The 20,994-nt window shown below is 67.4% G+C and carries 19 protein-coding genes; 4 read left to right on the top strand and 15 right to left on the bottom strand.

The features are described from left to right. Positions 1-22: 22 nt before the first annotated feature. From BXA03_RS15340 to garD, 9 genes are all read right to left on the bottom strand, one after another. Entirely contained in the window at positions 23-1,945 is a 1,923-nt protein-coding gene (locus tag BXA03_RS15340; protein WP_076509389.1) for a PrkA family serine protein kinase, read from the bottom strand. A 465-nt stretch (positions 1,946-2,410) separates the two neighbouring features. Further along, complete coding sequence (gene dnaJ, locus BXA03_RS15335) at positions 2,411-3,556, bottom strand: molecular chaperone DnaJ (protein WP_076509387.1); 1,146 nt, start codon at positions 3,554-3,556, stop codon at positions 2,411-2,413. Positions 3,557-3,645: 89 nt separating this feature from the next. Then, the gene (gene dnaK / locus BXA03_RS15330) at positions 3,646-5,589 is read right to left on the bottom strand and encodes a molecular chaperone DnaK (RefSeq protein ID WP_076509385.1); all 1,944 of its coding nucleotides are present in this window, start codon (positions 5,587-5,589) and stop codon (positions 3,646-3,648) included. Between the two features lie 104 nt (positions 5,590-5,693). After that, a complete protein-coding gene (gene grpE, locus BXA03_RS15325) occupies positions 5,694-6,248 on the bottom strand; it encodes a nucleotide exchange factor GrpE (protein ID WP_076509384.1) in 555 nt (184 codons plus the stop codon). 191 nt (positions 6,249-6,439) lie between these two features. Beyond that, positions 6,440-6,796: an FKBP-type peptidyl-prolyl cis-trans isomerase gene (locus BXA03_RS15320; RefSeq protein WP_076509822.1), complete on the bottom strand. Its 357-nt coding sequence runs from the start codon at positions 6,794-6,796 to the stop codon at positions 6,440-6,442. 59 nt (positions 6,797-6,855) lie between these two features. Beyond that, positions 6,856-7,197 carry a winged helix-turn-helix transcriptional regulator gene (locus BXA03_RS15315; protein ID WP_017759147.1) on the bottom strand — a complete coding sequence of 114 codons (342 nt, stop codon included), beginning with the start codon at positions 7,195-7,197 and terminating at the stop codon, positions 6,856-6,858. Between the two features lie 57 nt (positions 7,198-7,254). After that, complete coding sequence (gene asd, locus BXA03_RS15310; RefSeq protein WP_076509383.1) at positions 7,255-8,103, bottom strand: archaetidylserine decarboxylase; 849 nt, start codon at positions 8,101-8,103, stop codon at positions 7,255-7,257. Between the two features lie 110 nt (positions 8,104-8,213). Further along, positions 8,214-9,206, bottom strand: coding sequence for a Bug family tripartite tricarboxylate transporter substrate binding protein (locus BXA03_RS15305; RefSeq protein ID WP_076509382.1), 993 nt, complete (start codon positions 9,204-9,206; stop codon positions 8,214-8,216). A gap of 44 nt (positions 9,207-9,250) precedes the next feature. Then, positions 9,251-10,834: a galactarate dehydratase gene (gene garD, locus BXA03_RS15300; RefSeq protein WP_076509381.1), complete on the bottom strand. Its 1,584-nt coding sequence runs from the start codon at positions 10,832-10,834 to the stop codon at positions 9,251-9,253. A gap of 168 nt (positions 10,835-11,002) precedes the next feature. On the opposite strand from garD, the gene BXA03_RS15295 reads away from it, so the two are divergent. After that, complete coding sequence (locus BXA03_RS15295) at positions 11,003-12,004, top strand: LacI family DNA-binding transcriptional regulator (RefSeq protein ID WP_076509380.1); 1,002 nt, start codon at positions 11,003-11,005, stop codon at positions 12,002-12,004. A 24-nt stretch (positions 12,005-12,028) separates the two neighbouring features. Here BXA03_RS15295 and BXA03_RS15290 read toward each other — a convergent pair whose 3' ends face one another. The 6 genes from BXA03_RS15290 to BXA03_RS15265 all read right to left on the bottom strand — a co-directional run bounded on the left by BXA03_RS15290 (position 12,029) and on the right by BXA03_RS15265 (position 17,882). Beyond that, the gene (locus BXA03_RS15290) at positions 12,029-13,324 is read right to left on the bottom strand and encodes a TRAP transporter large permease (protein ID WP_017759153.1); all 1,296 of its coding nucleotides are present in this window, start codon (positions 13,322-13,324) and stop codon (positions 12,029-12,031) included. Between the two features lie 79 nt (positions 13,325-13,403). Beyond that, the gene (locus BXA03_RS15285) at positions 13,404-13,892 is read right to left on the bottom strand and encodes a TRAP transporter small permease (protein ID WP_076509379.1); all 489 of its coding nucleotides are present in this window, start codon (positions 13,890-13,892) and stop codon (positions 13,404-13,406) included. A gap of 67 nt (positions 13,893-13,959) precedes the next feature. Beyond that, positions 13,960-14,925, bottom strand: coding sequence for a TRAP transporter substrate-binding protein (locus BXA03_RS15280; protein ID WP_076509820.1), 966 nt, complete (start codon positions 14,923-14,925; stop codon positions 13,960-13,962). A gap of 72 nt (positions 14,926-14,997) precedes the next feature. After that, positions 14,998-15,888 carry an SMP-30/gluconolactonase/LRE family protein gene (locus tag BXA03_RS15275; RefSeq protein WP_076509378.1) on the bottom strand — a complete coding sequence of 297 codons (891 nt, stop codon included), beginning with the start codon at positions 15,886-15,888 and terminating at the stop codon, positions 14,998-15,000. Between the two features lie 4 nt (positions 15,889-15,892). Next, positions 15,893-16,717 carry an NAD-dependent epimerase/dehydratase family protein gene (locus BXA03_RS15270; protein WP_076509377.1) on the bottom strand — a complete coding sequence of 275 codons (825 nt, stop codon included), beginning with the start codon at positions 16,715-16,717 and terminating at the stop codon, positions 15,893-15,895. 136 nt (positions 16,718-16,853) lie between these two features. After that, positions 16,854-17,882 carry a LacI family DNA-binding transcriptional regulator gene (locus BXA03_RS15265; protein WP_076509376.1) on the bottom strand — a complete coding sequence of 343 codons (1,029 nt, stop codon included), beginning with the start codon at positions 17,880-17,882 and terminating at the stop codon, positions 16,854-16,856. 146 nt (positions 17,883-18,028) lie between these two features. Between BXA03_RS15265 and BXA03_RS15260 the strand changes: the two genes are divergently transcribed. From BXA03_RS15260 to kdgD, 3 genes are all read left to right on the top strand, one after another. Beyond that, positions 18,029-18,829: a FadR/GntR family transcriptional regulator gene (locus tag BXA03_RS15260; RefSeq protein WP_200803385.1), complete on the top strand. Its 801-nt coding sequence runs from the start codon at positions 18,029-18,031 to the stop codon at positions 18,827-18,829. 122 nt (positions 18,830-18,951) lie between these two features. Then, positions 18,952-19,926: a Bug family tripartite tricarboxylate transporter substrate binding protein gene (locus tag BXA03_RS15255; protein ID WP_076509374.1), complete on the top strand. Its 975-nt coding sequence runs from the start codon at positions 18,952-18,954 to the stop codon at positions 19,924-19,926. Between the two features lie 56 nt (positions 19,927-19,982). Then, positions 19,983-20,894 (top strand): 5-dehydro-4-deoxyglucarate dehydratase, encoded by a 912-nt coding sequence (gene kdgD / locus BXA03_RS15250; RefSeq protein ID WP_076509372.1) that lies wholly within the window; start codon positions 19,983-19,985, stop codon positions 20,892-20,894. The last annotated feature ends 100 nt before the right edge of the window (positions 20,895-20,994 follow it).

Raw genomic sequence — 20,994 nt, 5'->3', positions numbered from 1 at the left:
CCATGGTGGCGGAGAGGATCGATCAGGACGACTTGCGCACGCGCAGGTACCACTCGCAGAGCAGGCGCACCTGCTTGGGCGTGTAGCCCTTCTCGACCATGCGCGTGACGAAGTCCTCGTGCTTCTTCTGTTCGTCGGCGCTGCTCTTGGCGTTGAAGCTGATCACGGGCAGCAGCTCCTCGGTGTTCGAGAACATCTTCTTCTCGATCACCGTGCGCAGCTTCTCGTAGCTGGTCCACGTCGGGTTGCGGCCACTGTTGCCGGCCCGCGCCCGAAGCACGAAGTTGACGATCTCGTTGCGGAAGTCCTTCGGGTTGGAGATGCCTGCCGGCTTCTCGATCTTCTCCAGCTCGGCATTGAGGGCCGCTCGGTCGAAGACCTCGCCGGTGTCCACGTCGCGGTACTCCTGGTCCTGGATCCAGTAGTCGGCATAGGTGACGTAACGGTCGAAGATGTTCTGGCCGTATTCCGAATAGCTCTCGAGGTAGGCTGTCTGGATCTCCTTGCCGATGAACTCCGCGTAGCGCGGGGCCAGCATCTCCTTGATGTAGCCGATGTACTTCTGCTCGGTCTCGGGCGGGAACTGCTCGCGCCCGATCTGCTGCTCCAGCACATACATCAGGTGCACCGGGTTCGCGGCAACCTCGGTGCTGTCGAAGTTGAAGACCTTGGAGATGATCTTGAAGGCGAAGCGGGTGGACACGCCGCTCATGCCCTCGTCCACGCCCGCGTAGTCGCGATACTCCTGCAGCGACTTGGCCTTGGGATCGGTGTCCTTCAGGTTCTCGCCGTCGTAGATCTGCATCTTGCTGAAGACGTTGGAGTTCTCCGGCTCCTTCAGCCGCGTGAGCACCGAGAACTGGGCCATCATCTTCAGCGTACCAGGCGCGCAGGGCGCCGCGGCCAGCGACGAGTTGCGCACCAGCTTGTCGTAGATGCGGATCTCTTCGGACACGCGCAGGCAGTACGGCACCTTGACGATGTAGATGCGGTCGAGGAAGGCCTCGTTGTTCTTGTTGTTGCGGAAGGCCTTCCACTCGCTCTCGTTGCTGTGGGCCAGCACCACGCCGTCGAAGGGAATGGCTCCGAAGCCCTCGGTGCCCTTGAAGTTGCCTTCCTGGGTGGCCGTCAGCAGCGGATGCAGCACCTTGATTGGCGCCTTGAACATTTCCACGAACTCGAGCAGGCCCTGGTTGGCCAGGCACAGGCCGCCGGAATAGCTGTAGGCATCGGGGTCGTCCTGCGCATAGGTCTCGAGCTTGCGGATGTCGACCTTGCCCACCAGCGAGCTGATGTCCTGGTTGTTCTCGTCGCCCGGCTCGGTCTTGGCCACCGCGATCTGCTTGAGCACCGAGGGATGGCGCTTCACCACCTTGAACTGTCGGATGTCGCCGCCGTATTCCTCCAGCCGCTTGACGGCCCACGGCGACAAGATGCGCTGCAGATAGCGGCGCGGGATGCCGTATTCCTTCTCGAGGATTTCGCCGTCCTCGGCGGCATCGAAGAGGCCCAGCGGCGATTCGTTCACTGGCGAGCCCTGGATGGCATAAAAGGGCACCTGCTCCATCAGCTGCTTGAGCCGCTCGGCGATGGAACTCTTGCCGCCGCCCACCGGGCCCAGCAGGTAGAGGATCTGCTTCTTTTCTTCGAGGCCCTGGGCCGCGTGCCGGAAGTACGAGACCACCTGTTCGATGGCGTCTTCCATGCCGTAGAACTCGCGGAAGGCCGGGTAGATCTTGATGACCTTGTTCGCGAAGATGCGCGACAGGCGGGTGTCGTTGCGGGTGTCGACCACCTCCGGATCACCAATGGCCTTCAGCATCCGCTCGGCGGCGGTCGCGTAGGCCGTGGCGTCGCGCTTGCAGACATTCAGGTAGTCCTGCAGCGACATGACCTCTTCGCGCGTGCGCTCGTACCGGGCGGTGAAATTGCTGATGACGTCCATGGGTGCACACCTCCAATGGGTCGGCAGGATTCAACATCGAGCCACAGCGGATGACCAGGCCGCCAGGCTCCGGAAACTCCTCAAGACGCGGTTCCAGCATACGGCAGAACCTCAACCAACGTGTGCCTGGATTAGCGGGATCGGACCCGCCCAATTCTTGGGGATGCACGTTGCGCCGAAGTTCCAGCATCTGCTGTCATGAAGTGGTACGCAAAAGACGTGCCGCTGGATGGGGAGATGCGCGCAAACCCGAATGAAACGGGAGCAGGACCTACGTCCGTCGGCAATGGCCCACAAAGCCGTAGGCATCGGACCGCATGTAAAGCAGCGAAGCAGCCGTGGCCTGTGGGCAACAGTCGCTTGTTGCACTGGGGTGGATGCATGGTGCAAAACAAAGGCGCTGCACGGCAGAACCGTGCAGCGCCCTTCGACGGCGGGGAGGCGGGTGGCGCCCGGAGGCCTGGATCAGCTGAAGAATTCCTTGGCCTTGTCCAGCCAGCCCTTTTCCTGCGGGCTGTGCTTGTCGCCACCCTTCTTGAGCGACTCGTCCAGGTCCTTCAGCAGCTTGCGCTGGTACTCCGTGAGCTTGACCGGGGTCTCGACACGGATGTGGCAGTAGAGGTCGCCGGGGTAGCTGGATCGCACGCCCTTGATCCCCTTGCCGCGCAGACGGAACTGCTTGCCGCTCTGCGTGCCTTCGGGGATGTCGATGGCGGCCGGGCCCTTGAGCGTGGGCACCTCGATCTCCCCGCCCAGCGCGGCGGTGGTCATGCTGACCGACACCATGCAATGCAGGTCGTCGCCGTCGCGCTCGAAGACCTCGTTCTTCTTGAGCCGGATCTCGATGTAGAGGTCGCCCGGCGGGCCGCCATTGGTGCCCGGCTCGCCATTGCCGGTGCTGCGGATGCGCATGCCGTCGTCGATGCCGGCGGGGATCTTCACCTCGAGGGTCTTGTTGTTCTTGACCTTGCCCTGGCCTTGGCAGGTGGGGCAGGGCTCGGGGATGATCTTGCCGGTGCCGCGGCACTGCGGGCAGGTCTGCTGCACGCTGAAGAAGCCCTGGCGCATCTGCACGGCACCGGAGCCGTGACAGGTGGTGCAGGTGATGGGCTTGGTGCCCGGCTTGGCACCGTTACCGTGGCAGGTGCCGCACTCGTCCCAGCTGGGAATGCGGATCTGCGCGTCCTTGCCGTCGGCGGCTTCCTCCAGCGTGATCTCCATCGCGTAGCTGAGGTCGCTGCCCCGGAAGACCTGACGGCCGCCGCCGCGCCGAGCGCCCGCGCCGCCGCCGAACACGTCGCCGAAGATGTCGCCGAAGGCCTCGGCAAAGCCGCCGAAGCCCTCCGCGCCGCCGCCCATGCCCCCGCGCATGTTGGGGTCGACGCCAGCGTGGCCGTACTGGTCGTAGGCCGCGCGCTTGTCGGCGTCCGACAGCATCTCGTAGGCCTCCTTGGCCTCCTTGAACTTCGCCTCGGCCTCGGTGGCGGCATCGCCCTGATTGCGGTCAGGGTGGTACTTCATCGCCAGCTTGCGATAGGCCTTCTTGATCTCGTCCTCGCCGGCGTTCTTGGGAACGCCGAGGACCTCGTAATAGTCGCGTTTGCTTGCCATGGGACTCGCGCGGAAGCGGTTCGGTGGAAAACGAAAAGAGGCTGGACCACCCTCGGACAGGTGACCAGCCCCACGTCAGCTCAAGGCAATCAGCCCTTCTTGACTTCCTTGACCTCGGCGTCGACCACGTTGTCGTCGGCCGGCTTGGCGCTCGCATTGTCTGCGCCAGCACTGCTGGCGCCGGCGGCGCCCGCTGCGGCTTCGGCCGCCTGCGCGTCGGCGTACATCTTCTCGCCCAGCTTCTGGCTGGCGGTCATCAGCGCCGTGGTCTTGGCCTCGATGGCGTCCTTGTCGTCGGCCTTCAGGACTTCCTCGAGCTCCTTGATGGCAGCCTCGATCTTGTCCTTCTCGCCGGCGTCCAGCTTGTCGCCATGCTCGCCCAGCGACTTGCGCACGCTGTGGACCATGGCCTCGCCCTGGTTGCGCGACTGCACCAGCTCGACCTTCTTCTTGTCCTCGGCCGCATTCAGCTCGGCGTCCTTCACCATCTTCTGGATCTCGTCCTCAGAGAGGCCCGAGTTCGCCTTGATGGTGATCTTGTTTTCCTTGCCGGTGCCCTTGTCCTTGGCGCCCACGTGCAGGATGCCGTTGGCGTCGATGTCGAAGCTCACCTCGATCTGCGGCGTGCCGCGCGGTGCCGGCGGAATGCCTTCCAGGTTGAACTCGCCCAGCAGCTTGTTGCCGGAGGCGATCTCGCGCTCGCCCTGGAACACCTTGATCGTCACGGCCGGCTGGTTGTCGTCGGCCGTCGAGAAGGTCTGCGCGAACTTCGTCGGGATCGTGGTGTTCTTGGTGATCATCTTGGTCATCACGCCGCCCATCGTCTCGATGCCGAGCGACAGCGGGGTCACGTCCAGCAGCAGCACGTCCTTGCGGTCGCCCGACAGCACCTGGCCCTGGATGGCTGCGCCGACGGCCACGGCCTCGTCAGGGTTCACGTCCTTGCGCGGCTCCTTGCCGAAGAACTCCTTGACCTTCTCCTGCACCTTGGGCATGCGGGTCTGGCCGCCCACCAGGATCACGTCGCTGATGTCGTTCACGCTGATGCCGGCGTCCTTGATGGCCGTGCGGCAGGGCGCAATGGTGCGCTCCACCAGGTCCTCGACCAGGCTTTCCAGCTTGGCGCGGGTCAGCTTGATGTTCAGGTGCTTCGGGCCGGTGGCATCGGCCGTGATGTAGGGCAGGTTGACGTCGGTCTGCGACGAGTTCGACAGCTCGATCTTGGCCTTCTCGGCGGCTTCCTTCAGGCGCTGCAGGGCCAGCACGTCCTTCGACAGATCGACGCCCTGTTCCTTTTTGAACTCGGTGATGATGTAGTCGATGATGCGCTGGTCGAAGTCCTCGCCGCCCAGGAAGGTGTCGCCGTTGGTGGACAGCACCTCGAACTGCTTCTCGCCGTCGACGTCGGCAATCTCGATGATCGACACGTCGAAGGTGCCGCCGCCCAGGTCATACACGGCGATCTTGCGGTCGCCCTTGTCCTGCTTGTCCAGGCCGAAGGCCAGCGCGGCCGCGGTGGGCTCGTTGATGATGCGCTTGACTTCCAGGCCCGCGATGCGGCCGGCGTCCTTGGTGGCCTGGCGCTGGCTGTCGTTGAAGTAGGCCGGCACCGTGATCACAGCCTCGGTCACGGGCTCGCCCAGGTAGTCCTCGGCGGTCTTCTTCATCTTGCGCAGCACCTCGGCGCTGATCTGCGGAGGCGCCATCTTCTTGCCGCGCACTTCCACCCAGGCGTCGCCGTTGTCGGCCTTGGAGATGGCATAGGGCATCAGGTCGATGTCCTTCTGCACTTCCTTCTCCTCGAACTTGCGGCCGATCAGGCGCTTGACCGCATAAAGGGTGTTGCGCGGGTTGGTGACGGCCTGGCGCTTGGCCGAGGCGCCGACCAGCACTTCACCGTCTTCCTGATACGCAATGATGGAGGGCGTGGTGCGCGCGCCTTCCGAGTTCTCGATCACGCGGGTGTTGTTGCCCTCCATGATCGCCACGCACGAGTTGGTCGTGCCCAGGTCGATGCCGATGATCTTGGCCATGGTGTTGTTACTCCTGAATCTGAAGAATCTGTTGTGCTGAACTTGTGGATAACTCGGCCGGTTTCAAGGGACGGGCCGGGGATTTCCTGTGGAGCAAGGACGAATTACTTGGGCGCCGCGACGGTCACCAGCGCCGGCCGCAGCACGCGCTCGGCGATGGTGTAGCCCTTCTGCAGCACGCTCACGACAGTGTTGGCTTCCTGCTCGGCCGGCACCATCGAAATGGCCTGGTGCTGGTGCGGGTCGAACTTGGTGCCGGCGGCAGGCGCCACCTCGATCACCTTGTTGCGCTCCAGCGCGCTCTTGAGCTGGCGCAGCGTGGCTTCGGCACCTTCGCGGATCTGCTCGGGCGTGGCTTCCTTGATGGCGAGGCCGGCTTCCAGGCTGTCGAGCACCGGCAGCATGCTTTCGGCGAAGGATTCCACGGCGAACTTGCGGGCCTTGGAGATTTCCTCGTCGGCGCGGCGACGGGCGTTCTGAACGTCGGCCTGGGCGCGCAGGTATTGATCGGCCAGCTCGGCCGACTTGGCCTTCAGCTCTGCCAGCTCGGCTTCCAGGTTCTGCACGGCCGTGCCCTCGGCGTGCGCGGCGTCGTTCTGGACGTCAGCGGCAACCTGCTGGCCTTCGGGGGCGGGCGTGTGGGGGGTGTTCTCCGTCATGGTCGATGGACTTTGGGGTTCGAAACTGCCCCGCAGCTAAGGCCCCCAAAGCCCTTTTCAAGGTGGGGATGCTGCGCAAAGGCGAAGAAATTTCCAATGACAGCCGCGAGGGCCATCGAGGAAGACGATCAGGAGCCAAGAAAAAGGCGGCCGCCATGGTGGGGCCGCCTTGCCGAGCGAAGTGCCGGAGTTCAGTGCGCGTCGAGCAGCTCGACGTCGAACTTCAGCGTGGCGTTGGGAGGGATCACGCCACCCGCACCACGGGCGCCATAGCCCAGGCCCGGGGGGATGATCAGCGTGCGCTTGCCGCCGATCTTCATGCCGGCCACGCCCTCGTCCCAGCCCTTGATCACATGGCCGGCGCCCAGCGGGAAGGCGAAGGGGTCGTTGCGGTCCAGGCTGGAATCGAACTTGGCGCCCTGCTGGCCGTCGTTGTAGAGCCAGCCGGTGTAGTGCACGTGGACATGTTGGCCGGCGCGGGCTTCGGCGCCTTCGCCGACGACGGTGTCTTCATATTGCAGGCCGGATGCGGTGGTGGGCATGGAGATTCCTTTGGATGGACAGGCCGTACGGCAGCGGGGCTGCACGGCGGGGCAAACACGCGAGTTTAGGCGGAGGGCGATGCCTCGGCCGGCGTCGCGGGCGTCTTCTTGACCAGCCCCACCTGCCAGCGGCCGGCAAAGGCCTGCAGGTCGGACAGGCGCTTGAGCAGGTCCTGCCCGCTCGTCGTGAGGCAATAGCCATCGCCGCCGTGGCACAGCAGGCCGGCCTCGCGCAGTTCCTTGATGCGGGTGTTGAGTGTGTTGGGCGTGATGCCGCCGACGCTGTCCTGCAGCAGGCGGAAAGTCTGCGGATGGCCGTCGCGCAGCGCCCAGAGCACCCGCAGCGCATACCGGGCCTCGAGCAGTGCCAGCAGTTGCCGCACGGCGGCCTGGTCCTTGGAGCTCATCGGCAAACCCTCCTCGTCATGGGCGCGGGGTGGCCCGGGATGTCGTGTGGGCGCAGTCTATTGGTCGGCGCCGGCCATGGGCTCGCCCAGACGCACGGCGCGGCCGGGTGCCCATGCGGGGTTGAACGCCAGGGCCGGCGCAGGAAAGAGCATGACCACTGTCGAGCCCAGCAGAAAGCGGCCCATCTCCTGGCCCTTGACGAAGCGCAGCGCGGGGTCGTCGTAGTGCCATTCGCGGATCTCGCCGCCGCGCGGCGGATTGACCACGCCGTGCCACACCGTGGCCATGCTGCCGACGATGGTGGCGCCGACTTGCACCAGCACGAAGGGACCCCGTTCGCCCTCGAATACGCAGACCACGCGCTCGTTGCGGGCAAAGAGCCCCGGCACGCCGCGCGCCGTGGTCGGGTTGACCGAGAACAGCGCACCCGGCACGTAGATCATGCGGGTGAGTCGCCCGTCGCAGGGCATGTGGATGCGGTGGTAGTCGCGCGGGCTCAGGTAGAGCGTGGCGAAACTGCCGTCCTGGAACTGGGCAGCCAGGGCCGCGTCGCCGCCTACCAGGGCGGTGGTGGTGTAGCGGTGACCCTTGGCCTGGAAGATCTGGTCGCCCGCGATGGGGCCGAACTGGCTGATGGCGCCGTCGACCGGGGACACCAGCGGCGCGCCGGCAATGGGCCGGGCGTCCGGCTTGAGTGCGCGTGTGAAGAAATCGTTGAAGCTGGCGTAGCGGGCGATGTCGCTTTCGATCGCCTCGCTCATGTCGACACCGTACTTGGCGACGAAGTTGCGGATGATCCAGGTCGTCAGTGCGCCGCGCTCCTTGCCGGCCACCCAGCCTGCGAAGGAGGTCAATGCCTGCTTGGGATAGAGGTACTGGGGGAAGACGGCGAAACGGTCGGACAAGGGGATACCAGCGATCGTGGGCGTTCGATTCTATAGACGGGGTCCTTGCCGGTTGCCCCGGGATTTGTACGGTGCCGCCCCGGCCGGCGGCCCGCCGGCCGCGCCTTCGCTCACTCGGCCTTGATGTTGGCCGCCTTGATGACCTGGGCCCACTTCTGGACCTCGGCCTTCTGGAAGTTGGCGATCTGGGCCGTCGTCATGTCGGCCGGCTCCATGCCCAGGCTCTTGAGGCGCTCCTGCATCTCGGGCTCGGCCAGGATCGTGCGGATCTCCTTGTGCAGGCGGTCCACGACGGGGGCCGGCGTGCCGGCCGGCACGAAGATGGCCTGCCAGGAGACGACCTCGAAATCCTTCAGCCCCGCCACGCCGGATTCCGCCACGGTGGGCACGTCGGGCATGGAGCCGAGGCGCTTGGCCGAAGTGACCGCGATGGCGCGCAGCTTGCCGCTCTGGATGTGCGGGCCGGCCACCACGGTGGTGTCGAACATCATGTCCACCTGCCCGCCGATCACGTCCTGGATGGCCGGGCCGCTGCCCTTGTAGGGCACATGGGTGAACTTCACCCCCGACTTGTAGGCCAGCAGTTCCAGCGCCAGGTGCTGCGAGGTGCCGGTGCCGGCCGAGGCCGAGGACAGGCCGCCGCTCTTGGCCTTGCTGGCGTTCAGCACGTCCTGCAGGTTCTTGTAGGGGCTGTTGGCCGGCACCACCAGCACCACCGGGTTCGTGCCGATCAGCGTGACCGGCGCAAAGGACTTGACCGGGTCGTAGCCGATGCGCGGATACAGGCTGACATTGATCGCATGCGAGCTGATGGTGCCGCCCAGCAGCATGAAGCCGTCGGCGGGCGCCCGCGAGGCGATCTCCGAGCCGATGCTGCCGCCGGCACCGCCCCGGTTGTCGATGACCACGCTGGTGCCCAGCACCGGGCCCAGCTTCTGCGCGATCAGGCGGCCGACCGTGTCGGTGGTGCCGCCGGCCGGGAAGGGCACCAGGTAGGTGATGGCCTTGCCCGTGGGCCAACTGCCCTGGGCCAGCGCGGGCAGGCCGGCCGTGGCCAGGGCGGCGGCTGCGGCCGTGGTGCGGATGAAGTGGCGTCGTTGCATGCGGTTGTCTCCGTCTCTTGCTGGATGAATCGAAAAGAAAAGTCTCAGGTCACCGGCGCCGGGTTGAACAGCACCAGCTGGTTGTGCAGCTTCCACTGCTCGGCCCAGGTCTTCCTGCGGCCCGAGGCCACGTCGAGCATGAGGCGGAACAGCTCCCAGCCCATGTCCTCGATGCTGGCCTCGCCGTCGGCGATGCGGCCGGCGTTGACGTCCATCAGGTCGTGCCAGCGGCGGGCCAGGTCGCTGCGGGTGGCCACCTTGATGACCGGCGCCTCGGCCAGGCCATAGGGCGTGCCGCGGCCGGTGGTGAAGACATGCAGGTTCATCCCGGCGGCCAGTTGCAGCGTGCCGCAGATGAAGTCCGAGGCCGGCGTGGCTGCATAGAGCAGGCCCTTCTGCCGCGCCTTCTCGCCAGGCGCCACGACGCCGCTGATGGGCGCGCTGCCGCTCTTGACGATGGAGCCCATGGCCTTCTCGACGATGTTGGACAGCCCGCCCTTCTTGTTGCCCGGCGTGGTGTTGGCGCTGCGGTCCACCTGGCCGCGCTGCAGGTAGGCGTCGTACCAGGCCATTTGGTCGATCATGGCCTGCGCCACCTCGGGCGTGGCGGCGCGCGCGGTGAGCTGGTCGATGCCGTCGCGCACCTCGGTCACCTCGCTGAACATCACGGTGGCGCCGGCACGCACCAGCAGGTCGGTGCAGAAGCCCACGGCCGGGTTGGCTGTGACGCCGCTGAAGGCGTCGCTGCCGCCGCATTGCACGCCCACCACCAGCTCGCTGGCGGGCACGGTCTCGCGCCGGCGGGCATTCAAGCGCGCCAGGTGCACCTCGGCCTGCCGCAGGATGGACTCGACCATGGACATGAAGCCCACGTGGGCCTCGTCCTGCAGGCAGACCACGTCGAGCGGCGCGTCCGCGCTGGCGCCCACTTCGGCCACGCTGCGCTCGTCGACCAGGGGGATGCTGCCGGGCGGCAGCAGGCGCTCGGGCTGGAGCTTCTCGCAGCCAAGGCTCACCACCATCACCTCGCCGCCGAAGTTGGGGTTGAGACTGATGTTGCGCAAAGTGCGGATGGGCACCGCCGCGTCGGGCGCGTCGATGGCCACGCCGCAGCCGTACGAATGCTCCAGAGCCACCACATCGTCCACGTTTGGATAGCGCGGCAGCAGCTCGGCCTTGATGCGCTGCACGGCAAAGTCGGTGACGCCGGCCACGCACTGCACCGTCTGCGTGATGGCCAGGATGTTGCGGGTGCCGACCGAGCCGTCGGCATTGCGGTAGCCCTCGAAGGTGTAGCCCTCCAGGGGCGGCGGCGACTCCGGGCGCACGGTGGCGATGGGCAGGCCTTCGAGCGAGCGCGCCTCGGGCATGCGCAGCAGGCGCTCGTGCACCCAGCTGCCGCGGGGAATCGGCTTCAGCGCATAGCCGATGACGACGTCGTAGCGGCGCACAGCACCGCCTTCGGCAATGTCCTCCAGCGCCACCTTGTGGGCCTGGGGCACCTTGTCGACCAGCACGAGGCCGTCAGGAAACACGGTGCCGGCCGGCAGGCCGCCGTCGTTGGCCACGATGGCCACGTTGTCGGCGGGATGCATGGCGATGCGAAGAGGAGGGCGATCGGCGGTCATCGGAAGGGTGGCTCGGCGACGGATGACATCGTTGTCATTCGCTGCGAAGCGCAGCTGAGTGGGAGAAACGGAACACGCGGCGCGGATGATATCGTTGTCATTGGCTCTCGCCATTGCGGGTTGACCCGTAGCCGGCGGCCGTCGAACTGGTAGGCTCGGCCGCCTTCCATGCGCGCCCTTCCTCCTTCCAAATCCGCCACGCTGCACGACGTGGCCCGCCATGCCGGCGTGTCGCCGATCACGGCGTCGCGTGCGCTGGGCAACCCGTCACTGGTCTCGCCGGCCACCATCGCCCGGGTGCAGCAGGCGGTGGAGGCCACCGGCTACATCCCCAACCTGCTGGCCGGCGGGCTCAAGTCCAAGCGCAGCCGGATGGTGGCGGGCATCGTGCCGGCGCTCAACGTGTCGCAGTTCCTGCCTTCGGTGCAGACCTTGACCGAGTCATTGGCGCAGGAGGGCTACCAGCTGCTGCTGGGCCAGACGGGCTACGACCGGGCCCGCGAGGCGCTGGTGCTCAACACCATGATCAGCCGCCAGCCCGACGGCATCGTCTTCGCCGGGCTGGTCCAGGACGAGGCGGTGCGCGAGCGGGTGCGCCGCACCGGCATCCCCACGGTGGAGATCTGGGACCTGTCGCGCTCCCCGGTGGACATGCTGGTCGGCTTTTCGCACCCGGCGGTGGGCGAGGCGCTGGCGGCCTTCTTCCGCGCCAAGGGCTGGTCGCGGGTGGGCATTGCCACGGCGGACGACCACCGGGCGCAGCAGCGCAGCCATGCGTTTGCCGCCGCCTTCGGCGCGCCTGTGCCCATCGCCCAGGTTCCGGCCCCGAGCAACCTGCAGCTCGGCCGTGGCGCACTGGCCCAGTTGCTGCGCGAGGCCCCCGACCTGCGGGCCGTGTGCTGCAGCTCCGACCAGCTGGCGCACGGCGTGATGGTCGAGGCCCTGGCCCGCGGCCTGCGCGTGCCCCAGGACCTGGCCATCTGCGGCTTCGGCAATGCGGACTTCTCGGCCCACCTGTTTCCCAGCCTCAGCACCGTCGCGGTCGACGGGGCCGACATCGGCCGTCGGGCCGCGCAGATGGTCCTGACCCGCTGCCGCGGCGAGCCGGTCGCTCAGCCCGTGGTGGACGTGGGCTTCCGCATCGTCGAGCGCGAATCCACGGCCGGCTGAACGGCGTTCATGCGGGGGGCTTCGTCACCTCACGACCATGAACATGCTGGGCAGCCACAGCGAGAACTGCGGCACGAAGGTCACCAGCCCCAGCGCCAGGATCAGCGCGCCATAGAAGGGCCAGATGGTGCGCATCACCTCGCCCACCGACACGCCACCGATGGCACAGCCCACGAACTGCGTCGTGCCCACCGGCGGCGTGTTCAGCCCCAGCGCGCAGTTGATCAGCATCAGGATGCCGAACTGCACCGAGGTCATGCCGTACTGCTGCGCGATGGGCAGGAAGATGGGCGTGCACAGCAGGATGGTCGCCGCCATGTCCAGGAAGGTGCCCAGCAGGAACAGGATGACGTTGATCAGCAGGAAGATCACCCATGGCGTGGTCGACACCTTGGACAGCATCTGCCCCGTCAGCTCCGCGACGCCATACAGGCTGATCAGGTAGCCGAAGGTGCTGGAGATGCCGATCAGCAGCAGGATCACGCCCGTGGTGCGCACCGCCTTGGCCGCTGCCTTGATGAAGTGCGCCCACTTCAGCGTGCGGTACAGGAAGATCGTCAGCGCCAGCGCATAGAGCACCGCCACCGCCGCCGACTCGGTGGCCGTGAAGATGCCCGACAGGATGCCGCCGAGGATCAGCACCACGATGAACAGCCCCGGCAGTGCCGCCGCGAAGCTGCGCGCGACGATGGCCCAGCCCGGGAAGGTGCCGGCCGGATAGCCGCGGCGAACCGCTACCACGTAGGCCGCCAGCAGGTTGCACAGCGTGAGGATGATGGCCGGCATCAGCGCGGCCAGGATCAGCGCCGCGATCGACACCTTTCCGCCCGCCGCCAGCGAATAGATGATGAGGTTGTGGCTGGTGGGCATCAGCGCGCCGACCAGGGCCGCATGCGTGGTCACGTTGACCGCGTAGTCGGCGTGGTAGCCCTCCTTCTTCATCATCGGGATCATCACCGCGCCCATGGCGGACACGTCGGCCACCGGCGAGCCCGAGACGCCGCCGAACAGCGTGCAGGCCACCACGTTGCTCATGCCCAGGCCGCCGCGCACATGGCCGACCAGGGACTTGGCAAAGTCGACGATGCGGTCGGCGATGCCGCCGTAGAGCATCAGCTCGCCGGCGAAGATGAAGAAGGGGATCGCCAGGAAGGAGAAGATCCCCATGCCGGACATCATCTGCTGGAAGCCCACCGCGAGCGGCAGGCCTTCGTAGAGCAGCGTGGCCAGGGCCGACAGGCCGATGGAGAAGGCGACCGGCACGCCCAGCAGCAGCAGGGCGGTGAACGACAGGGTAAGGATGAGCAGCGGGATGGTCATGCGGCCTCCGGGCGCGCAGCGGGACGAGGAAGTTGCGCGGGGCGCATGACGAAAGGAGAGCGGCAGCAGCGCATGGGCATCAGGTCCACGACGGCTCCAGTTCGCGGCCCTGGGCCAGCGCGAGGATGTGCTCGATGGAGAACAGCACGATGAGCACGCCGGCAAAGCTGGGCGGCACGTACTTCCAGCCTTCGGAGATGAAGAGCGTAGGCAGGCGGTAGTCCCACACCGACTCGGCGAGGTAGGCGCAGTTCCATGCCATCGCGGCGCCGAACAGGCCCACCAGCACGTGGATCAGCATCTCCAGCTTGAGGCGCAGCCGGGGCGGTGCCAGCACGAGCAGCGATTCCAGCCCGATGTGGCCGGCGTCGCGCACCCCCACGGCCACGCCGAACATGGTGACGTAGAGCACCATGAGCAGCGCCAGGCTCTCGGCCCAGGTGGGCGTGCTGTTGAGGATGTAGCGGCCGAACACCTGCCAGCTCACGGCGCAGATCACTGCGACGAGGCCGATGATGCCCAGCACCATGCAGGCGCGCGCGAGGGCGCGGCAGAAGCGGGAATACATGGGGTTTCTTTCTTTGTCCCTCCCCCGCTGGGGGAGGGACGGGACGGGGGCGAACCCCCTCTCGGGCTTACTGCGTGTCCTGCACCCGCTTGACCAGGTCCTTCAGTCGCGCATCGGTGATGAACTTGTCGTAGACGGGCTTCATGGCGGCCTCGAAGGGCTTCTTGTCGATCTCGATGATCTCGGCGCCGCCGGCCTTCACCGCGGCCAGCGACTTGGCCTCGCGCTCGGACCACTGCTTGCGCATGTAGGGCACCGACTCCTTGGCGGCCTGGCGGATCCAGCCCTGCTCCTCGGGCGAGAGGCGGTCCCACGCACGCTTGGAGAAGAGCAGCATCTCCGGCGCCATCGAATGCTCGGTCTTGCTGAAGTACTTGGCCACCTCGAAGTGGCGCGAGCTCTCGTACGACGGGTAGTTGTTCTCGGCCGCATCCACCAGGCCGGTCTTGAGGGCCGTGTACACCTCGCCGAAGGGCATCGGCGTGGCGTTGCCGCCCATGGCCTCCACCAGCGACACCCACAGGTCGGACTGCTGCACGCGGATCTTCAGGCCCTTGACGTCGGCCAGGGTGCGCACCGGCTTCTTGGCGGTGTAGATCGAACGGGCGCCACTGTCGTAGAAGGCCAGGCCGATGAAGCCCTGCTTCTCGCAGCTCTTGAGGATGTCTTCGCCGATCGGGCCGTCCAGCACCTTGTGCAGGTGGTCGGTGGAGCGGAACAGGAAGGGCATGGTCGGCACCTGCGTCTCGGGGCAGATGTTGTTCATGGGCGCGATGTTCACGCGCACCATCTGCAGCGCGCCGATCTTGGTCTGCTCGATGGTGTCCTTCTCGCTGCCGAGTGCGCTGTTATTGAACACCTTGATGCTGTGCTTGCCGCCCGACAGCTGCTTGAGCCGCTCGCCCATGAACTTCACCGCCGTCACGGTGGGGTAGTCGTCGGGGTGGATGTCAGCCGAGCGGAACTCGGTGGCCTGCGCCGCCAGTGCCGCGGCACTGGCGGCCAGGGCGAGCAGGGTGGTCTTAAAACGGATGGTCTTGGTCATGTTGTCTTCCTCTCGTTGTTCCCGGATGGGCGGTGGTGGCGGTGTGTGTTCTTCGAAGCTTCAGGGTCGCCAGGCCGGCTCGGGCAGGCCTTGCGTGCCGGGCCGTAGCGCGAACACGCCGCCGGCCAGGGGTTGATCCGACAGGTCGCCAGCCGGCCGGATCGAGGTGACGAAGAGGGTGTCGAGCGCGGGTCCGCCGAAGGCGCACATGGCGGGCTTCTTGACGGGCACTTCGAGCGAGCGGTCCAGCCGGCCGTCCGGCGTGAAGCGGTGCACCAGGCCGGCATCGTTGCCGCAGATCCAGTAGCCGCCGTCGACGTCGATGGCCGCGCCGTCGGGCCGACCGGGCAGCGGCGTCATGTCGACGAAGAGTCTGCGTCTGGACGGCGTGCCCGTGTCGGGGTCGTAGTCGAAGGCCCAGATGGCCTGCACCTCAGGATGCGAATCCGACAGGTACATCGTGCGGCCGTCGGGGCTGAAGGCCAGGCCGTTGGGCGTGATGAGGTCGTCCAGCACGGGCTGCAGCGTGGCGCCGTCCAGCCGGTAGAGCACGCCGACCCGGGCGGCGGCGCCCATGTCCATCAGCATGGTGCCGGCCCAGAAGCGGCCCTGGCGGTCGCAGCGGCCGTCGTTGAAGCGCATGCCGGTGCGGGCATGCTGCACCGGTGCCAGGGCCGTGAGCTGCGCCTGGCCATCAGTGCCGAGGGTGAGCGTGTGCACGCCGTCCTCCATGCCGGCCAGCCACTGGCCGGGCCGGTCCGCGATGGCGGCGATGCAGGCGGGCATCTGCGGCGTGGCCCACTGCCGGTGGCCCTCGGCCGCCGTCCATCGGTTGAGCGTGCGGCCGGGGATGTCCACCCAGTAGAGCGCCTGCTCGCCCGCCTGCCACACCGGGCTCTCGCCGGTGCCATGGCGCGCGTCGACGACGAGTTCGGCTCGGGATGCCTGCACGGTCTCAGTCTCCGAAGGGGCCCTGGGCGGTGAAGGCGCCGCCCTGGTAGATGGCGTTCGGGTCGTCGGCGGCCACCGGCGGCTGGGTCTCGACCTGCGCGCGGAAGACCTCGGAATCGTCCTGCGGCACCCAGCCGAGGTGGGCCGCGGCGCGGTTGTCCCACCACACCTCGCGGTTGGCCGAGGCGCCGAAGACCACGGTGTGGCCCACATCCGGCGTGAACAGCGACCGCTCCACCAGCCGCGTCAGGTCATCGTAGCTGAGCCAGGTGCTCATCATGCGGCGGTTGGCGGGCGCCGGGAAGGAAGAGCCGATGCGGATGCTCACCGTCTGGATGCCGTACCTATCCCAGTAGAACTGGGCCATGTCCTCGCCGAAGGACTTGGACAGGCCGTAGTAGCCGTCGGGCCGACGCATCGCCGTGGCGTCGATGTGCTCGGTCTGCTTGTAGAAGCCGATCACATGGTTGGAGCTGGCGAAGACGATGCGGCCCACGCCCTGGCGGCGCGCGGCCTCGTAGACGTTGTAGATGCCCTTGATGTTGGCCTCGAGGATCTGCTCGAAGGGCCGCTCCACCGAGATGCCGCCCAGGTGGACCACGGCGTCGCAGCCGGCCAGCAGTTCATGCACCGCGGCCTTGTCGGCCAGGTCGCAGGGCGTGACCTCCTCGTGGGGGCCGCGGGCCTCGCCCAGGGCCGTGATGTCGGAGACGCGCAGCCGCTCGGCGAAGGGAACGAGCCGCTCCCGCATCACCTGGCCGAGGCCGCCGGCCGCGCCGGTGAGCAGCAGCCGATGCAGGCGCGGGCTGGAGGAAGAAATGGCGGTCATGGGCAAGGCGGGATCTGTGATCGCAAGCGTGCAGCCGACGGGGCCGCGAGGCAAGGTAAACGTTTAACTTCGTGACCTGAAAAAAGCCGCGAAGGGCAGGACGCGATGGTGCGTACCACCTTCAGCGGCGTCAAGTTCAGCGCGCTAGGTGCTTACCCTTGACGAGGCTGCGCGTGGAATTCCGGGGCACGACCCGCGGCGGTATAACGTTTTCCTGCGAAGCCACATCTTCGCCGTGGATGGCGCCGATCAGCCGGCGCATGGCCAGCTCGCCCGTGGCTTCGCCCATCATGTCCACACTGGTCAGCGCGGGGCTCACCAGACGGCCGTAGGCGATGTTGTCGAAGGCGGCCACGGAGACCTCGTCCGGCACGGCGATGCCCAGCGATTTGGCTTCCAGCAGCAGGCCCATGGCCAGCAGGTCGTTGTAGGCCACGATGGCGTCGCCGCGCTCGGGCGACAGCAGCAGGCTGGAGGCGAGACGTTCGCCTTCCTCGGTCGAGGGCGCCGACGCGTCCACGGTGCGCACGCTCGCCTTCACGCCCTGGAAGGCCTCGCGCAGGCCGCGCTCGCGATCGGCGCTCCAGCGTGCGCCGGAAAAGCCCAGGTAGGTGATGCGGCGATGGCCCAGGTCGCGCAGGTGGCGGCCCAGCAGCAGTCCGGCCTGGTGGCTGTCGCAGCCCACGCTGGCATGTTGCGGGAAGGGCGAGGGACGGCCGAAGAAGACCACGGGCGTGCCGCTGTCCAGCACGCCCTGGATGGCGGTGGCGGGCAGGCGCGCGCTCACCACCAGTCCGTCCACCCGCCGCACCAGCGACTGGAGCACGCCGAGTTCGGGCGAGGTGCTCTCGGCTGCATCGGCAATGATGAGGTTGAGCCCCGCCGCGGCCGCCACCCGGGCGGCGCCGCTGACCAGGCTGGTGAAGTAGGGGTTGCGGATGTCCAGGATCACCACGCCCACGTTGCCCGTGCGGCCGGTGATCATGCCCCGTGCCATGGGATTGAGCGAATAGCCCAGCGCGCTCACTGCCTGGGTGATGCGGGCTTCGACCTCGGCCGTGAAGCGCTGGCCGCCATTGACGAACTTCGAGACGGTGGCGGTCGAGACCTTCGCCGCCTGGGCGACGTCGCGGATGGTGGCAGCGCGCTTGCGCGGGGAACTCATGGGCGGGCAGGGCAGAGAGGGCGGGGCGGGAGCGCGACCATGCCACAAACTTCGCGGCTTGCGGTGGCGGCGTGTGCGCACCTCGGCGGAAAGGCAATCGGGTGCTCGGTTGTCGTACAACTGGCCGCCGTCTTATGATGGCTTTCATGCCCCGTTCGCCTGCCTCTGCCACGCCCGTGCCCGCCTCCGAGACGGAGCCGGTCCGGGTCCTGCCGCAGCGCCGCGCGCGGGGTCTGGCCCACGGTCTGGTGGACGACCTGGGCGAGCGCATCCGCGCCGGCCATCTGCGACCAGGCGACAAGCTGCCCACCGAGTCGGCCATCATGCAGACCTACGGCGTGAGCCGCACCGTGGTGCGCGAGGCGCTGTCGCGACTGCAGGCGGCCGGGCTGGTCGAGACGCGCCACGGCATCGGCACCTTCGTGCTGCAGCCGCGGGCGGCCGGCATGTTCAGCCTGGATGCGTCCGAGATCCCGACCGCGGTCGACGTGATGGCGGTGCTGGAACTCCGCATCAGCCTGGAGACCGAATCTGCCGGCCTGGCCGCGCAACGCCACTCTGCAGCGCATCTGCAGGCGATGCGCGAGGCGCTGGATGCCTTCGCGCAGGACGCTGGCGACGCGGGCGATTCCATCTCGCCCGACTTCCGCTTCCACCTCGCCATCGCGCAGGCCACCGGCAATCCGTACTTCGCCGAGATCCTGGGCCACCTGGGCACCAACATCATCCCGCGCACGCGCGTCAGCGCCATCCGCAACCAGGCGCACCGCGGGGCGTACCTGGAGCGCGTCAACCGCGAGCATGAGGAGATCTTCTCCGCCATCGCGCGCGGCGATGCGGATGCGGCGCGTGCTGCCATGCGCATCCACCTGACGAACAGCCGCGAGCGCCTGCGCCGCGCGCGCGAAGAAGCCGCCGAGCGCCAGTCGGCGACGCCGGCAACCTGAGTCCGACGTGGGGTCATTGCCACTTGTACTCGCCTGCCTGGTTGTACGATGACTGACAACAAGGCGGCCCAGAACAACTCATCCATGGCCGCGCTGCTTTCCCAGCCCAACGGAGACAAGACATGACCCTCAACCGCCGCCAGTTCGTCAGCAGCGCCGCCGGTGCCGCGCTCGTGGCCTCGGGCGCCGTGCGCGCCGCCGACGCGTGGCCCGCCAAGCCGATCCGCATCGTCGTGCCCTATCCGCCGGGTGGCTCCTCCGACATCATTGCGCGGTCCATCAGCCAGCCGCTGTCGCAGGCGCTGGGCCAGAGCGTGATCGTGGACAACAAGCCCGGCGCCAACGGCAACCTCGGTGCGGACATGGTCGCCAAGGCCGCGCCGGACGGTTACACGGTGCTGCTGTGCGACGTGGGCGCGCTGGCCATCAGCCCCTCCGTCTACACCAAGCTGCCCTTCGACCCGTCCAAGGACCTGCGTGGCGTGACCATGCTGGCCTACTCGCCGCACCTGCTCGTGGTGCACCCGTCGGTCAAGGCCAACACGCTGCAGGAACTGGTGGCGCTGTCCAAGACCAGCGACCTCAACTTCGCCGTCACCGCCACCGGCAGCGCGCCGCACCTGGCCGGCGTGGCGCTGGAGCGCGCCAGCGGCGCCCGCTGGACCTATGTGCCCTACAAGGGCGGCGTGCAGGCCATCCAGGACACGGTCGGTGGCCAGACCCAGGTGCTGATGAACGGCATGCTTGCCACCCTGCCGCATGTTCAGAGCGGCAAGCTCAAGCTGCTGGGCGTTTCCAAGCCCACGCGCATGCCGCTGGTGGGCGACGTGCCCACCATCGCCGAGCAGGGCGTGCCCGGCTTCGAGTCCGGCACCTGGCAGGGCGTCAAGGCACCGCGCGGCACGCCCGATGCCATCGTGCAGCGGCTCAACCGCGAATTCATCGCCGCCATCCGCTCGGCCGAGGTGCGCTCGCGCCTGGCCGGGCAGGGCGCCGAGGTCGTGACCATGACCGGCGCCCAGGAAGAGCAGTTCTTCGACAAGGAACGCGCCCGCTGGGCCGCCGTGGTGCGGCAGGCCGGCATCAAGCTCGACTGACTTCCCCTCGCTTCTTCTTCTCTTTCTTTCAACACACGCTCCCAGGAAACCCGCACATGAACCCGCAAGATCTCAAGTCCATCATGGGCTCCGGCCTGCTGTCCTTCCCGCTGACGGACTTCGACGCCGAGGGCAACTTCGACAAGAAGGGCTACACCCGCCGCCTCGAATGGCTCGCCCCCTACGGTGCCAGCGCGCTGTTCGCTGCGGGCGGCACGGGCGAGTTCTTCTCGCTCACCGCCGACGAATACCCCGAGATCATCAAGACCGCCGTCGACACCTGCCGCGGCAAGGTGCCGATCATTGCCGGCGCCGGCGGCCCCACGCGCTTCGCCATCCAGTGCGCCCAGGCAGCGGAGCGTGCCGGCGCCCACGGCATCCTGTTGCTGCCGCACTACCTGACCGAAGCCGGCCAGGAAGGCCTGGCTGCCCATGTCGAGGCCGTGTGCAAGAGCGTCAAGTTCGGCGTCATCGTCTACAACCGCGGCCAGGCCAAGCTGATGCCCGAGACGCTGGCCAAGCTGGCCGAGCGCAACCCCAACCTGATCGGCTTCAAGGACGGCATCGGCGACATCGAGCTGATGAGCTCCATCTTCCTGACCATGGGCGACCGCTTCGCCTACCTCGGGGGCCTGCCCACGGCCGAGGTCTATGCCGCCGCCTACAAGGCACTGGGCACGCCGGTGTACTCGTCGGCCGTCTTCAACTTCATCCCGAAGACGGCGATGCAGTTCTACGAAGCCGTGCGGGACGACGACATGGCCACGCAGCACCGCCTGCTGAAGGACTTCTTCATGCCCTACCTGGCCATCCGCAACAAGGGCCAGGGCTATGCGGTCAGCATCGTCAAGGCCGGCGCCAAGATCGTCGGCCACGGCGCCGGCCCGGTGCGCGCGCCGCTCACCGACCTCAAGGCCGACGAGTACGCCGCGCTCGAGGCGCTGATCGCCAAGCTGGGCCCGCAGTAAGCGCCATGAGCCACACGCCCACCATCACCGACATCGAAGTCATCCCCGTCGCCGGCCGCGACGGCATGCTGATGAACCTCAGCGGTGCCCACGCGCCCTT

This window comes from Pseudacidovorax sp. RU35E, assembly GCF_900156165.1.
In the GTDB taxonomy this organism is placed as follows: Bacteria; Pseudomonadota; Gammaproteobacteria; order Burkholderiales; family Burkholderiaceae_C; genus Xenophilus.
Note: the sequence above shows the minus strand (reverse complement) of the source record. Positions and strands in the feature narration are given on the sequence as shown.

Bases quoted from the DNA above. Each gene is read 5' to 3' on its own strand.
- BXA03_RS15340 (WP_076509389.1), bottom strand. From the start codon at position 1,945: ATGGACGTCATCAGCAATTTCACCGCCCGGTACGAGCGCACGCGCGAA.
- dnaJ (WP_076509387.1), bottom strand. From the start codon at position 3,556: ATGGCAAGCAAACGCGACTATTACGAGGTCCTCGGCGTTCCCAAGAAC.
- dnaK (WP_076509385.1), bottom strand. From the start codon at position 5,589: ATGGCCAAGATCATCGGCATCGACCTGGGCACGACCAACTCGTGCGTG.
- grpE (WP_076509384.1), bottom strand. From the start codon at position 6,248: ATGACGGAGAACACCCCCCACACGCCCGCCCCCGAAGGCCAGCAGGTT.
- BXA03_RS15315 (WP_017759147.1), bottom strand. From the start codon at position 7,197: ATGAGCTCCAAGGACCAGGCCGCCGTGCGGCAACTGCTGGCACTGCTC.
- BXA03_RS15305 (WP_076509382.1), bottom strand. From the start codon at position 9,206: ATGCAACGACGCCACTTCATCCGCACCACGGCCGCAGCCGCCGCCCTG.
- garD (WP_076509381.1), bottom strand. From the start codon at position 10,834: ATGACCGCCGATCGCCCTCCTCTTCGCATCGCCATGCATCCCGCCGAC.
- BXA03_RS15295 (WP_076509380.1), top strand. From the start codon at position 11,003: ATGCGCGCCCTTCCTCCTTCCAAATCCGCCACGCTGCACGACGTGGCC.
- BXA03_RS15290 (WP_017759153.1), bottom strand. From the start codon at position 13,324: ATGACCATCCCGCTGCTCATCCTTACCCTGTCGTTCACCGCCCTGCTG.
- BXA03_RS15285 (WP_076509379.1), bottom strand. From the start codon at position 13,892: ATGTATTCCCGCTTCTGCCGCGCCCTCGCGCGCGCCTGCATGGTGCTG.
- BXA03_RS15270 (WP_076509377.1), bottom strand. From the start codon at position 16,717: ATGACCGCCATTTCTTCCTCCAGCCCGCGCCTGCATCGGCTGCTGCTC.
- BXA03_RS15265 (WP_076509376.1), bottom strand. From the start codon at position 17,882: ATGAGTTCCCCGCGCAAGCGCGCTGCCACCATCCGCGACGTCGCCCAG.
- BXA03_RS15260 (WP_200803385.1), top strand. From the start codon at position 18,029: ATGCCCCGTTCGCCTGCCTCTGCCACGCCCGTGCCCGCCTCCGAGACG.
- BXA03_RS15255 (WP_076509374.1), top strand. From the start codon at position 18,952: ATGACCCTCAACCGCCGCCAGTTCGTCAGCAGCGCCGCCGGTGCCGCG.
- kdgD (WP_076509372.1), top strand. From the start codon at position 19,983: ATGAACCCGCAAGATCTCAAGTCCATCATGGGCTCCGGCCTGCTGTCC.